The sequence below is a fragment of the uncultured Mailhella sp. genome (assembly GCF_947631555.1).
GTDB lineage: Bacteria > Desulfobacterota > Desulfovibrionia > Desulfovibrionales > Desulfovibrionaceae > Mailhella.
On record NZ_CANRLT010000067.1, the window covers coordinates 1 to 13,777 of the forward strand.

Here is a 13,777-nt window from a genome sequence, read left to right on the forward strand (position 1 = left end):
CGATACCGGGGGAACCATCGTAAAGGATGAATTCTTTTCCGGAAGCCGCGGCAAGTTCACGCGATTTCTGTTTAAGCAGGTCGATGATCCTGCCGGAATTTTCTTCGCCGGGGTAGAGGCAGGCGTGGACGAAGGGGCCGAAGCGGGTTTCCGAGATACGCCACTCTCCGCAGGTTTTTTCCGGGAAGTCGATGGCCTGGGCCGGACAAAGGCGTACGCATACGCCGCAGCCCTCACAGGCGAGCGGCGCGATGGATGGCCCGGGACGCACGGCTTCAAAGGCACAAAGACGTTCGCAGAGTCCGCAGTGCCGGCAGTCGCCGCCGCGGATGCCGGCCGTATGCCCGGAGACAAAGGGCTGAGCCGGGGACGGTGCGGGATCGAGGATAATGTGCAGGTCGGGCGCATCCACATCGAGATCGCAGAGTACAGCGTTCCCGGCAACGTGGGCAAGGCAGGCGCAGAACGAGGTCTTGCCCGCGCCGCCCTTGCCGCTGATGACGACAATTTCCTTCATCATGACCGGACTCCTTCTTTCCGAAGGCGCTGCGCCAGAGCAGCAAACAGGCCGTGCCAGTCTTCGGAGATGTCGCAGAGGCGTCCTCCTTGTGCGCCGTATTCCGCTGCCGTGCGGGAAAAGGGCACTTCCGCAAGCAGCGGGAGTCCGCGGCTTCGGCAGAAGTCGCGGAGCTGAGCATCGCCCGCTTCGTTACCCGGCATTTTGGCCCGGTTCATGACCACGGCGAGGGGAGCTTTGGCACGGGAGAAGGCCCGCACCGCGAGGGTAAAGTCGTGGAAGCCGAAGGGGGTTGGTTCCGCAGCGAGCAGGACAAGATCCGCACGCTGTACCACGGTCATGGCCGGGCAGCTCACCCCCGGCGGGCAGTCGATGAGCGTATCTCCGCCCCTGGCGAGATCGGACGCCCTGCGCAGGAGCGCACGCAGCAGCGGCGGCGTCATGGCTTCGCCGATACGCGTCCTGCCCATGAGGAAGGACCGGCCCGAGGCACTGCCTTCGGACAGCGTTCCCAGTTCACGGAAACCTTGGCGCAAGGCGTTTGCCGGGCAGACGGCAAAGCAGCCTCCGCAGCCGTGGCACATGTCGCCGAAAATTTTCAGGCGCCTGCCCAGTTTGGCGATGGCCTTGTACGAACAGATCTCGCGGCAGCGTCCGCACAGGGTGCAGGCTTCGGCATTCAGTTCGGGAACAGGCAGGGTAACGGCCTCTTCGCGGGAAATTTCAGGGTGCAGGAAGAGGTGAAGGTTTGGAGCCTCCACATCCGCATCCACGAGCAGAAGAGGGCGTTCCCATACGGGAGCGAGGGACGAAACGAGGCTGGTCTTGCCCGCGCCGCCCTTGCCGCTGGCCACGGCTATTCTCATGCCTGCCCCTGCCTGTTGGGAGCCGTGGCGAAGGAAAGCTCTCCGGCCAGAAATTTTTCCAGAGCCTGGCGCACGGTCACGCCGTCCAGATCCTGGCAAACCTTGATTTCTGCCGCTTCCAGCGCTTCAAAGGCTTTCGGTCCGACGTAACCGCTCAAAACCACGTCCACGCCTGCTTCGCTCATGCGTTCGGCGGTTTCTATGCCGGCGCCTCTGGCCATGACCTGTGATGCTCCGTTGTCCAGATAACGCGTCTGCATGGTCGCGGTGTCTACGATGACAAAGCCTCCGGCCCGTCCGAAACGCGGGTCGAGCTGGTCGTCAAGTTCCGGTCCTTCGCTGGAAATTGCCACAATAGCCATAGAGCTTTCCCCTGATGTGCGGCGTTCGCTCCTGCCGGAGCCGGCCGCCTTTTTGCACTTCTCCCCTCCGATGGAGAGCGCTTTGCCCGTGATGACGGCCTCGGCCACAATGTGCCGAGCCTCAGCCAGTATGCGGCCGAAGGTGTGCCGCGAAACTCCCATGAGGCCGGCCGCCTCGATACTGGTCATGCCTTCCAGATCGGCAAGGCGCAGCGCTTCGAAGCCCTCCATGTTCAGTGCGACTTCCTGAAGCTCCCGCAGCGGTATGCCGCGGGGCTTGAAATAGGAAGTCTGCGGTCTTCCTGTCACACGGCGGCAGAGCTTCGGTCTTGACATGGTGCGTTCCTTGTTTTGCTCAAATGAGCATAATCATTTTGTGGACAGCGTCAAGAGGACGGCGTTTTTTCCTGGAGAAGTCTGAGGCCGGAGAGATGGAGGACAAGAAGGTAATATACCTTCAGGAGAGGCAAAGAGCAGGGGATTTGCGGCAGTTATGCCTGGGAAGAGGATCAGGCCTTGCCGCCGGGAAGCAGTGTGGCCTTCTTTTCCTGTTCGATCTGTTCCGGGCTGCGATTGCGCAGACGAAATTCGTAGAAAAAGAGGATGACGGTGGAGAAGAGCAGGGGGACGAGGTAGTAGAGGACACGGAAGACCAGTATGGCGCCGAAGAGTCTGCGGGGATCTACGCCGTGGACAATATGCATGAGTATGGCTTCAAGCACGCCCACGCCGCCGGGGACGTGAGTCAGGACAACGGCCACCTGTGCGAAGAGGTAATTGGGCAGAAAGTCGGCGAAGGTGAGACTTGCGTGAACAGGCAGCAGAACGTAGAGGCAGGCCGCCGCCACCAGCAGATCCGCACAGGCCACACAGGTCTGCGCCAGAGCGAGGTGCAGTGAGGGGAGCGCAAATTCCTTTTTGAAAAGCATGATGGGGCGCTCTCTGGCCCAGCTGCAGAGGGCCAGATAGAGAACGCAGAGGGCGACAAGGAAGCCGCCCAGAGGCCGGATGTGGGCGGGGTCAATGCCCAGTTCCGGGGGAATATGGACGTTGGCGAAGAGCAGAACCCCACCGGCCAGCCCCAGTGCTCCGATCCAGAAGGTGACCGCCAGCATGAGTACCAGTCGGACGATGTCCAGGGGGTGGAAACCCCAGGCGCTGTACAGGCGATAGCGCACCGTAGTGCCGCCGAGCAGCGCACCGAGGTTGTAGCTCACCGCGCAGCCGGTGAAGGAAACCAAGGCCACACGGGGGAGGGGCAGGCGGCGGTGTATGGCGCGGACGGCCAGCCAGTCGTAGCCCACAAGGACGATGTAGTTGAGCACAACGAGCAGGACGGCGGCCAGAAGCTGGGAGGAACGTATGTGCAGTATGCTGTCGAGGATTTCTTCAAGGCTGTAGCTTCTGATCTTGTGGTAGAGCATCCAGCAGGCGATAACAAAGATGGCAGCTACCAGAAGTTTACCCAGGCTCGGAAGGAATTTTTTCATACGGTGCTTCCCGAAAGAAAGGAACGGAGAAGAAGCAGAACAGCCCTTGTCGGTTGCCAATCATAGCCCGATTAGGTCAGTATGGCAAGCCGATGAGCCGCTTTTCATCCCGACAGGGCGGGGTAAAAACGTGCGGCGGTTGACGCGTCCATTCCCCGTCGCTATTCTCGCTTCAAGAATATTCATATGGGGAGAAACCTGAAACGTGGGTCACAAGAAGCTGTTTCCAGAAGATTCCGCCGTCCTTGAGGCGCAGTCCGTCATCGATGGAGAGGCACTGCCGGAAGAGAAGCCGCGCTCCGTCCGTGGGCCTTCCGCCCTTGAGACAGCCCGCAGGGCGTCTTCAGACAGTTTGCGCCGTCTGGGAGAAGCCTGGCTGGATCAGCTTTTGGCCGTGCGCGGTCTCTCGCTCATGACCATCTCTTCCTATCGGCAGGATCTCGCGGCACTGGCCGAATTTTTTGAAGAGAGCGGGGAAGCGCAAAGCTCCGCCCGTCAGATTCTCGCAGCGCTGGACGATGAACAGATGCTTCTCTTCGTGGTCTGGCTGCGGCAGCGGGGCGACGGCAAGCGCACTCTGGCGCGGCGGCTTTCCTGTCTGCGTAGTTTTCTCGGCTGGTGCGTCGAGCAGGACCTCATGACAGGCAATCCTGCCGCGTTGCTGGACGGGCCAAAACTTCCTAAGGTTCTGCCCAATGTACTCTCATTGGACGAAGTCATGGCGCTTCTCGCCGCGCCCGATCTCCATACAAAGCTTGGACGCCGCGACAGAGCCATGCTGGAACTCATGTACGCTTCGGGTCTGCGAGTTTCCGAGCTGGTGAACCTGCACCCTCTGGATCTCGACCTTCAGGCTGGATGCGTGCGCGTCTTCGGCAAGGGCAGAAAGGAACGCATTGTGCCCATGCACAGCCGGGCCCTGACCGTTCTTGACGATTACCTGCAGCGTGTACGCCCCGAATTTTACCCCAGAGACAGCCGCGTCTTTCTCAACCGCTCCGGCACAGGGCTGACCCGGCAGGCCGTATGGAAGCTTATCAGACGCTATGCGGCACAAGCGGGCATACAGCGCGATATTTCTCCGCACACTATGCGTCATACCTTCGCCACGCATCTTCTGGAGGGCGGAGCGGATCTGCGCACCGTTCAGATGCTGCTGGGGCACACCGACCTGGCCGCCACGGAACTCTATACCCACGTCCGTTCCGACCTGCTTTCCGACGTGTATCACCGCTGCCACCCGCGCAGCGGCGGACGGGAACTGCCCGACCCGGCGGATGGCATGCCCTCGCTGGAGGAACTGGCGGCGCTTTCCGACAAAGGAGCTTTTCATGCCTGAAACCATCATCACCTGTCACAGCAACGCCGACAGCGATGCCCTTGCCGCGCTTGTGGGAGCCGGTGTCCTTTATCCGGATGCTTGTCTCCTCTTCCCCGGCTCGCAGGAAAAGCAAATACAGGAATGCTACGATGAAATCGTTGCGCCGCTGTTTCCCTGCGTATCCAGCCGTGATTTGGAGCCGGAGCAGGTGAAGCGCCTCGTCGTGGTGGACGCTCACATGAGCGCACGGCTTCAGCATGTCAAGAGTCTCCTGGAGCGCGAGGATGTGGAGATCCACATTTGGGATCATCATCCCCTGAACGAGGACGAGGACGAAGAAGGCAGAATCAATGCTGCCTTTTCCCGTATCGAGAAGGTGGGCGCCGCCTCAACGCTCATCGTCGAGGAACTGCAACGGCGCGGACTCACCCTTACCTGCGAATACGCAACGCTCCTTGCTGCGGGCATTTACGGAGACACTGGATCCTTTCGCTATTCCTCGGTCACACCGCGGGATTTTCAGGCCGCGGCCTGGCTTGTGGGCATCGGTGTGGATCTGCCCGCCGTCAGCCGCATTATTTCTGTCGTCATGGGCCGGGAGCAGCTCAAGATCCTTTCGGAAATGCTGGAAAACACGGAAGTCCGCGATATTGGCGGCGAGATATTGGCCGTGTCCTCCATGCCGAGCGAAGGCTTTCTGGACAATTTTGCCATGCTTGCCCCGCGCATCATGGAAATCGAGAAGTGCAGTGCGCTTTTCGCACTTGCCTCGATGGAAGACAAGGTGCAGGTGGTGGGGCGCAGCAGTTCTCCGCGTGTGGATGTGGGGGAAATCTGCCGTATGCTCGGCGGCGGCGGACATCACTACGCGGCTTCGGCCTCAGTGAAGGACAGAACACTGCCCCAGATTCGGGACTTTCTGCTCATGAAGGCGTCCGTGCTGGCCAACGCCGATGAGAACGCGGGCCGGCTCATGTCCAGTCCTGCAGTGGGTGTCTATGAGAACGCCAGCATCAGTGACGCTCTTTCCCTCATGAACCGCTACGGACTCAAGGCCGTGCCAGTGTTCAGCTGCAAGGAGCGGATCTGCTCCGGCATACTTTCCCAGGACATAGCGGCCAAGGCTTCGGGGCACGGGCTGGGGCACGTCGATACCAGCGTCTATATGCTCCAGACCTTCCAGGTGGTGACGGCCTCGTCCGGACTTCAGGAACTCGTGGACATCATGATTGGCGGCCGTCAGCGGCTTATCCCCGTGGTGGCGGGAGAGGACGTCGAAACCGGCAAAGACCTTGGCAGCCTTTCGGAAGAAGAGGCCGAGGCACGGCGTCAGGAAATCCTTGTCCGGCGTTCCACCATCGGCGTGGTCACGCGAACGGATCTCATCCGGCTTTTCATGGGCGAACACGCGGCACACATCCCTCCGGTGAGCCATCGTTCCCGCAAGGAGCGCAACCTTGCGTCGATTCTGCGCAAGTGGATCCCGGGAGTCTGCGTGGATTTCCTTGCTCTTGCCGGTGAAGCGGCTCACGATATGGGCATCTCGGCCTATGCCGTTGGAGGCTTTGTGCGGGATCTTGTCATGGAGCGCAAGGGCCTGCACTGGCCGGAAGTGGACATTGACCTTGTTGTGGAGGGCGACGCTCTCGACTTCGCGCACCGTCTGGCCATACATCTCAAGGGGCGTGTGCGTGAACACAAGGAGTTCATGACGGCCATGCTGACCTTCCCCGTGGAGAGCCTGAACAAGGAATCCGCAAAGCGCGGTCAGGGGCATTTTCCGGACAGCGTGGAAGCCAAGGTGGACATTGCCACAGCCCGACTTGAATTCTATACCGAACCGGGCGCTCTTCCGCAGGTGGAGCGCAGTTCCATCAAGATGGATCTCTACCGGCGTGATTTTTCCATCAACGCCATGGCCATGCGCCTGAATCCCGGAGAATTTGGCCAGCTTGTGGATTTCTTTGACGGCCAGGACGACGTGCGCAACAAGAGGATCAAGGTACTCCATGCGCTCAGCTTCGTGGAAGACCCCACGCGCGTATTCCGCGCTGTCCGCTTCGAACAGCGCTACGGTTTTCGCATGGGCGTTCAGTGCGAGCGTTTTGCCCGCAACGCCGTGGACGATCTGCACCTTCTCCGCTACTTGTCCGGAGGGCGCATCACCCATGAACTGGAACTCATGATGGAAGAGCGGAACATGCACCTTGCATTTTTCCGCATGGCTGAACTGGGGATACTGGCAGAAGTCCACCCGATCCTGGCGATCGACAACGAGAAGCGCGAGACCATCGAACGCCTGCGCAAGGTGCTGGAATGGTACTCGCACATGTACCTGCCGGAGAAGCCCGATCTGCTCATGATCATGCTTCTCGTGCTTTCCCGCCGCGCGCCGGCTTCGGATCTGGAACAGGTGCTGGCCCGGCTTCAGTTCTCTGAGAAAAGGAAGCGGGACACGCTCTTTGCCCGAGGCGTCATCATTTCCGCACGGCAGGGGCTGGCCCGCTGGGAGAAGAACGATGGACCCGTCAGTGACCTGCACCGTCTGCTGGCGCGTGCACCCCTGGAAGTTCTCCTCTATCTCCTCACCCGTGAGGACAAGCCTGAGCTGCATGAAAAACTGACGCGGTACATTTATCAGGGCAGACAGATGAAGGCCGGCATCAACGGCGACGACCTTGTGCGCCTGGGCCTGAAGCCCGGTCCCATGTTCGGCCGCATTCTGGAAGAAGTGCTGGCGGCGTGCCTGGATGATGAGACGCTGAACCGCGAAAAGCAGCTTGAACTGGCGGCAAACCTGGCGGTTCGCTTCACGCTGGAGGAAGAGGGGAAGGAAGTTCAGAAAAAGGGAGACAAGCGCTGAATGGCGGCCCATCGGCACTAGGTGGACTGTATGGCCGGCTGGCCTTTTTCACAGACGCCGGCTCAGGAGCGGAGCAGCCGCTGCGGGTTCTGTACCCTGCGGGTTTTTCCCTTCGGGCGCACTTTCGGGCGGGAAGAGAATATCGTACACCGCCTTGGTGACAGGCCCAGCCACCGCGCCTCCGCCTCCGCCGTGTTCGATCATGGTGACGACGACGACCTTTTTCCCATCCTTTTCGCCCCATGAGCCGATCCAGGCGTGATCGCGCTGCCGGAATTCCATCTCCCAGCTTTTAATGCGGCGCTCGCCGATCTTGACTACCTGCGCGGTGCCGGTCTTGCCGCCGATGCGCATATCCGGGCGTTTGAGGATGCGGGCTGTGGCCCCAGGCGCTTCCACGGTCTGAACCATGGCCTTTTTCAGCCACTCAAGATGCGCTGGAGAAAGAGGCGTGCGCGCGGCGACCTCCCGCGGGGCATCGGCGACAAGCTGGGGTTTGAGCAGAAAGCCGCCGTTGACGATGGAAGAGAGAAACACCGCCGTTTGCAGGGGGGTCACGAGGACGTGTCCCTGACCGATGGAGGCGTTGACGGTGTCGCCTTGCTGCCAGGCTTCACCAAAGCGCCGCTGCTTCCACGCCCGCGAAGGCACGAGCCCCGAAGTCTCGGAGGGCAGGTCTATGCCTGTGGGCCGGCCATAGCCGCAGGCGCGGGCAAAGGCTTCCATCTTGTTGATGCCCATCTTGAGGGCCATGCTGTAAAAATACACGTCGCAGGAATAGATGAGCGCGTGTTCAAGATCCACATTGCCGTGTCCCCAGGCATTCCAGCAGCGGAAGGTACGATCACCGAGGGTGAAGGAGCCTGGGCAGAACACCGTTTCTCTGGGCGAAACGCCGTGTTCCAGCAGCATTCCCGCCATCATGAGCTTCCACACGGAACCGGGAGGGTAGGCACTCTGGATGACACGGTTCTGGAGCGGGAAGCGTGGGTCGCTGCGCAGGGCGTTCCAGTCGCGCACGGAAAGGCCGCCGATGAATATATTGTTGTCGTAGGCGGGACGCGTCACCAACGCCAGCAGTTTGCCGCTGTCCGGTTCCATGACCACCACGCTTCCCGAATAGTCGCCCATAGCCTTCATCACGGCGTGCTGAAGGCGGGAGTCGATGGAGAGTGTCACATTCTGGCCCATGTGCGGGGATTCCATGAGTGTGCGGCTGAGCGGGCGTCCCAGCACGTCCACTTCAAGGCGGTAAAGCCCCTTTTGCCCGCGCAGGCGTTTTTCCAGAATGGCTTCCAGCCCCTGACGTCCCACCATGTCCCCTAGGGAAAGTCCGGCATCTGCTTCAAGCTCGTTTTCGCTGGCTTCGGCCACATAGCCAAGGATGTGAGAAAAGGCTTCGCCTTCAGGGTAATAGCGGCGGGAATGGGTAACCACATTCAGTCCGGGCCATTTGTACAGTTCGGCCTCGATGGGGGCCACCTGCTCGAAGGGCATGTCCGTGAGCAGAAGAATGGGGTCAAAGCTGCGGCCCTTGCTTCGATCCTGTTCGTAGCGGGCGGTGAGGCGATCCAGAGGCACCCCCGTCCAGGCGCTGACCTGGGCCAGCGCCGCCGGGATGTCGGGGCAGTATTCGCGCACCAGGGAAAGTCCGTAGGCCGTGCGGTTCTCGGCGATCAGCTCTCCGCGCAGATCATAAATTTCGCCTCGAGGGGCAAAGATGCGTTCGTAGCGCAGCCGGTTTTCCTGAGCCTTGACCACATAGTCCGCCCCACGATGGATTTGCAGATACCAGAAGCGGGCGCAAAAGGTAACAAAAAGGAGAGCGATGCAAAACTGCAGCAGGATCAGTCCGTTTTTCGGCGGCTGGTATTCGTCGCGTTTAGGCTCGACCTTCATGGATCGCTATCCTGTACAGCGTGGAGGCCGCCCACCAGAGGAGAGGCGTGAAGAACGCCTGCATGACGCATTCCGTGCGCAGTGCGGCGGCCTGCCAGGGAATATCCTGAAGCGAAGCGGCGAGGGCAAAGGTGAAGTAGTGTGCAGCGGCGAGTGCCGCGCCGAGCAGGACGACAAAGAGCGTACTCTTGCCCTCGAAGAGACTGCATGCCGCGTAGAAGGAGAGGAAGGTCAGGATGTAGAGGAGAAAGGTGCTGCCGAAGCTCATGCTCCCCATGCCTTCCTGGAGGACAAGAAACACGGCGGCGAGGCACAGGGAGCGCATAAATTGGCGTTGCTGCAAGGCGAGGAGCAGTCCGGGAAGCAGAAAGTCCAGGCCGGGCACAAGCGACTGCAGGGCGATGGCGAGGGCTGCGTAGAGTATCCACCAGCCGGCAATGATCCAGCTCATGGCTGGGCCTCGGCGTTTCCGGGCAGGTCTTCAGAGAGTTCAGCCTCATTCTGTACCGCATCACGCCGGGTGTAAACTTCATCGGATTCCGGGGCGATGGCTCCTTCGGGTCGCTGAAGCAGCAGCACTTCTTCCAGACTCCGGAAGTCCACGAGCGGTTCTGCCTGGATTTCAAGTACCGAGGCTCCGGAACGGGAGGCCGCGCCCGTAGAGATGGCCGTGACCCGCGCCACGGGAATACCCTTGGGAAAGGCCGAATCCACGCCGGAGGAGATGAGCAGTTCGCCCGTCTTCACTGGAGAATTCTGGCGCACGAATCGCAGTTCGAGAGGAAGTCCCGGCCCGCCGCCGGCAAGTATGCCCTGCACTCGGCCTTCGGAGGTGACCACGGAGACTCGGGAACCCGTGTCCGTGAGCAGCAAAACAACTGAGGTACCCGGGCCGGACTTGAGTACCCGGCCCACCAGCCCTTGCCAGGAGGAGACGGGTGTACCGGGAGAAGCACCGTTGAGATAGCCGGAGTTCAGCATAATGGTGCTGAGGGCCGCGTTCGGACCCATGCGCCAGGCAAGGACGTGTGCCGCCCGTGCCTGCCAGGCCTCGGGGTAGCGCAGATGGAGCAGACGGCGAAGGCGTTGCAGTTCGGCAAGATCTTCTTCAGCGTTGTGCAGCCGGGCTTCCAGCAGGCGCACGCGGTTCTTCAGCGCGTCGTTCTGTACCTTGACGCCGCGCAGATCGGCATAGTGATCCCAAAGGCTGACGACGGAGTTCTCCATCCCCCGAATCATGCGCATGACGCCGCCCGTGAATTCCAGGCCGACGTTGGCGCAGAAACGATCCCAATGTCCTGTACGCTGGTTCCAGGTGTAAACGCCGAGGAACAGCAGCATACAGCATACAATGAGAAAAAAGATACGGCGGGGTATCACCAGAGGTCGTGCTCCTGAAGACCCGCGGAGCGCGGCAGGAAGGATGGCGGGCGCGGGGCCGGAAAGAAGGAAAGCACCTCTCTGCCGAAGCAGCAGGGAAGGTGCGTCTGACTATTCAGTGCAGACTTCGTGCATGGTATGCAGGTTGTCCAGCGCTATGCCCGTACCCATGACCACGGTGGCGAGGGGGTCGTCCACGCTGAAAATGGGCAGAGCAGTGTCTTCGCGCAGGAGCTGATCCAGCCCCTTGAGCAAGGCGCCGCCGCCGGTGAGCACGATGCCGCGTTCCACGACGTCAGCGGCGAGTTCCGGAGGCGTCTGCTCCAGAGCCTGGCGCACGGCCTGAACGATGGCGTCTACCTGTTCGGAAATGGCCTTGCGCACTTCTTCGGAAGTGATGATGATGGTCTGCGGGATGCCGGTGACGAGATCGCGGCCCTTGACTTCAATCTGCTTTTCTTCCTCCATCGGGTAGGCGGAGGCGATCTGAATCTTGATGTCTTCCGCCGTGGATTCGCCGATGAGCATATTGTACTTGCGTTTCACATGGCGCAGAATGGCTTCGTCCATCTTGTCACCGCCTACGCGGACGGAGCGGGAATACACGATGCCGGACAGGGAAATGACGGCGACTTCCGTCGTGCCGCCGCCGATGTCCACAACCATGTTCGCGGTGGGTTCCTGAATGGGGAGGTTTGCACCGATGGCCGCAGCCATCGGTTCCTCGATGAGGTAGACTTCACGCGCGCCGGCGCTCAGGGCGGATTCCTTCACGGCACGCTTTTCCACCTGCGTGATGCCGGTGGGGACGCAGACCATGATGCGCGGGCGTACCAGACGGCGTTGATTATGGACTTTGGAGATAAAATAGCGGAGCATGGCTTCCGTCACCTCAAAGTCGGCGATGACGCCGTCCTTCATGGGACGGATGGCGCTGATGTTGCCCGGGGCGCGGCCGAGCATACGCTTGGCTTCGGCGCCGACGGCCAGCACCTGATTGTTGCCGTGGCGGTCTTTTTTGACGGCAACCACGGAAGGTTCGCGAAGGACGATGCCCTTGCCCTTGACGTAGACGCAGGTGTTCGCCGTGCCAAGATCAATGGCGAGGTCGTTGGAAAAAATACCCAGAAGGAGATCGAAGATTTTGGCCATGAACGCGTTCTCGACTCGGAATATTAAGGTAGAAAAGATGTATGGTTCTAGTCACAGAATCGGGTAGCTGTCAATATGAAAAACGTGATGCGTTTCCGCAGTCTGGATGCCTGGCTTCAGAGCCGCCACGGGGAAAAGGTGCTGAAAATCCCCCTGGATGCAGGCTCCGGCTGCCCGAATCGGGACGGAACCCTGGGAAAGGGCGGCTGCACTTTCTGTAATCCTCTGGGCGCAGGAACCGGCATGGGGCGGGAGAGTTTTGCCGTGCAGTGGGACAGGTGGCGGGCACGGCTGTCACAAAGTCCGCGGAGCAGGCGTGTGGAGCACTTTCTGGGCTATATCCAGTCCTTTACGAACACCTACGGCCCGGCCTCGCGTCTTTGCGCTCTCCTTGATGCCCTCGCTCCGCTGCCCGGTCTTGTGGGGGCGAGCCTTGGCACACGGCCCGACTGCCTGGATGAAGAGAAGATGGCGATTCTGGCCGGAGTGCCCTGGGAGGACTTCTGGCTGGAAATCGGTGTCCAGTCCTGCCGTGATGAGACGCTCTTTCGCATACGCCGCGGGCATACGGTGAAGCAGGCGGAAGAGGCCATAGCACTGGCCGCCGCCTTCGGCGTGAAGGTCTGCGTTCATCTCATGGCCGGCCTGCCCGGAGAAAGCGGGGATGACTTTCTGGACACGGTGCGTTGGGCGGCCGCGCAGCCGGTGCAGGGCGTCAAGCTTCACAACCTTTACGTTCCCGCTGAAACCGCCCTGGCCGAAGACTGGAGTGCAGGGCGCTATCAGCCGCTCTCTCAGGAAGATTACGTTGAACTTGCGGCGCGGGCACTCACGCTTCTGCCTTCGTCCTTCGTTATCCACAGACTGGCGGCGGATCCCGCCCGGGGGGAGCTGCTCGCCCCGGGCTGGGCTGCGGAAAAGGGCCTAGTTCTCCTCGCCATACGGCGGATGCTGGAGTACAACGACTGGTGGCAGGGCAGGGCGTGTGACGTTCCCGCAGCCAGTCCCTTCGAGTCTGAGGATGGAAAAAGCCAGACTGCATGAGACCGGCTTCCGTGCCCTGCGTTCAGGCCGGCTTCACGTCAAGGCGTTCCCGGATCCAGCCGGGAATGGCCACGGGACGGCCCTCTAGCGAGGTGAAGGCGTGGAAGGTCATGCCCTCGCACAACACGTCGGAGCGGCTTTCATCAAGGATCTCGTACTGGAAGCGGATGGACGCCCGCCGCCACTCCGCAATCCAGACATGGATCTGGATGACGTCGTCATAACGGGCTGGTCTGCGGTAGCGGCACTGCACTTCCCGGACGGGAAGGGCGAAACCGGACTGTTCGATCTCCCGGTAACTCATGCCGCAGGCACGGCAGAGCGCATTGCGCGAGCGTTCGAAGTAGTGGAGATACTCGGCATGATAGACAACGCCCATAGCATCGGTTTCTCCGTAGGAGACGCGGTGGGCGAGCCATGTTTCAGTGCGCATTGCGTCCATCTCTTCCCCGTGCGGCGCATCATCACATGCCCTTGATGACCGCAGGCCCGCTGGGGCACTGGCACACGGGCATGACTTCGATGCGGTTGATGTTTACATGAGCCGGAGTTCCGGCGATCCAGAAGATGATGTCGGCAATGTCCTGCGGGGTGAGCGGCTCTGTACCTTCGTAGACTTTGGCGGCGCGTTCGCTGTCCCCGTGGAAGCGTTCGAGGGAAAATTCGCTTTCCGCAAGACCGGGTTCGATGTTGGTCACGCGGATGTGCTTGCCGAGAAGGTCGGCGCGCAGAGCCAGGGCGAACTGCTTAACAAAGGACTTGGTGCCGCAGTACACGTTGCCGCCACCGTAGGAATAGTTGCCCGCCACGGAGCCGATCATGAAGATGTGGCCGCGGTCGCGGGCAACCATGCCTGGCAGAATGGCGCGGGTGGCGTAGAGCA

At 60.9% G+C, this 13,777-nt stretch carries 13 protein-coding genes; 3 read left to right on the forward strand and 10 right to left on the reverse strand.

The genetic code is table 11. From position 1 onward, the window contains the following. The 4 genes from Q0Z94_RS08975 to Q0Z94_RS08990 all read right to left on the reverse strand — a co-directional run. Positions 1-520, reverse strand: a 520-nt coding sequence (locus Q0Z94_RS08975) for a 4Fe-4S binding protein (RefSeq protein WP_298068929.1), incomplete at its 3' end; no start/stop codon positions are given. Beyond that, the gene (locus Q0Z94_RS08980; RefSeq protein WP_298068931.1) at positions 517-1,383 is read right to left on the reverse strand and encodes an ATP-binding protein; all 867 of its coding nucleotides are present in this window, start codon (positions 1,381-1,383) and stop codon (positions 517-519) included. The genes Q0Z94_RS08980 and Q0Z94_RS08975, both read right to left, overlap by 4 nt. Further along, positions 1,380-2,081: a DUF134 domain-containing protein gene (locus tag Q0Z94_RS08985; protein WP_298068933.1), complete on the reverse strand. Its 702-nt coding sequence runs from the start codon at positions 2,079-2,081 to the stop codon at positions 1,380-1,382. The genes Q0Z94_RS08980 and Q0Z94_RS08985 overlap by 4 nt, the downstream gene beginning before the upstream one ends. 173 nt (positions 2,082-2,254) lie before the next feature. Beyond that, positions 2,255-3,235 carry a YbhN family protein gene (locus tag Q0Z94_RS08990; RefSeq protein WP_298068936.1) on the reverse strand — a complete coding sequence of 327 codons (981 nt, stop codon included), beginning with the start codon at positions 3,233-3,235 and terminating at the stop codon, positions 2,255-2,257. 352 nt (positions 3,236-3,587) lie between these two features. Between Q0Z94_RS08990 and xerD the strand changes: the two genes are divergently transcribed. After that, complete coding sequence (gene xerD / locus Q0Z94_RS08995) at positions 3,588-4,574, forward strand: site-specific tyrosine recombinase XerD (protein ID WP_298068952.1); 987 nt, start codon at positions 3,588-3,590, stop codon at positions 4,572-4,574. Further along, entirely contained in the window at positions 4,567-7,419 is a 2,853-nt protein-coding gene (locus tag Q0Z94_RS09000) for a CBS domain-containing protein (protein ID WP_298068938.1), read from the forward strand. Before xerD ends, Q0Z94_RS09000 begins: the two co-directional genes overlap by 8 nt. A gap of 48 nt (positions 7,420-7,467) precedes the next feature. Here the strand turns inward: Q0Z94_RS09000 and mrdA are convergent, their stop codons facing one another. The 4 genes from mrdA to Q0Z94_RS09020 all read right to left on the reverse strand — a co-directional run bounded on the left by mrdA (position 7,468) and on the right by Q0Z94_RS09020 (position 11,850). Continuing rightward, positions 7,468-9,318, reverse strand: coding sequence for a penicillin-binding protein 2 (gene mrdA / locus Q0Z94_RS09005; protein ID WP_298068940.1), 1,851 nt, complete (start codon positions 9,316-9,318; stop codon positions 7,468-7,470). Further along, positions 9,302-9,769 (reverse strand): hypothetical protein, encoded by a 468-nt coding sequence (locus Q0Z94_RS09010; RefSeq protein ID WP_298068941.1) that lies wholly within the window; start codon positions 9,767-9,769, stop codon positions 9,302-9,304. Before Q0Z94_RS09010 ends, mrdA begins: the two co-directional genes overlap by 17 nt. After that, complete coding sequence (mreC, locus tag Q0Z94_RS09015; RefSeq protein WP_298068943.1) at positions 9,766-10,698, reverse strand: rod shape-determining protein MreC; 933 nt, start codon at positions 10,696-10,698, stop codon at positions 9,766-9,768. Before mreC ends, Q0Z94_RS09010 begins: the two co-directional genes overlap by 4 nt. Before the next feature lie 111 nt (positions 10,699-10,809). Further along, positions 10,810-11,850 carry a rod shape-determining protein gene (locus tag Q0Z94_RS09020; RefSeq protein WP_298068945.1) on the reverse strand — a complete coding sequence of 347 codons (1,041 nt, stop codon included), beginning with the start codon at positions 11,848-11,850 and terminating at the stop codon, positions 10,810-10,812. Positions 11,851-11,925: 75 nt separating this feature from the next. Here Q0Z94_RS09020 and Q0Z94_RS09025 point away from each other — a divergent pair, with 75 nt between their 5' ends. Further along, positions 11,926-12,894: a TIGR01212 family radical SAM protein gene (locus Q0Z94_RS09025; RefSeq protein ID WP_298068947.1), complete on the forward strand. Its 969-nt coding sequence runs from the start codon at positions 11,926-11,928 to the stop codon at positions 12,892-12,894. Between the two features lie 22 nt (positions 12,895-12,916). Here the strand turns inward: Q0Z94_RS09025 and Q0Z94_RS09030 are convergent, their stop codons facing one another. Next, positions 12,917-13,336: a thioesterase family protein gene (locus Q0Z94_RS09030; protein WP_298068949.1), complete on the reverse strand. Its 420-nt coding sequence runs from the start codon at positions 13,334-13,336 to the stop codon at positions 12,917-12,919. Positions 13,337-13,358: 22 nt separating this feature from the next. Then, positions 13,359-13,777, reverse strand: a 419-nt coding sequence (locus tag Q0Z94_RS09035; protein WP_298068951.1) for an SDR family NAD(P)-dependent oxidoreductase, incomplete at its 5' end; no start/stop codon positions are given.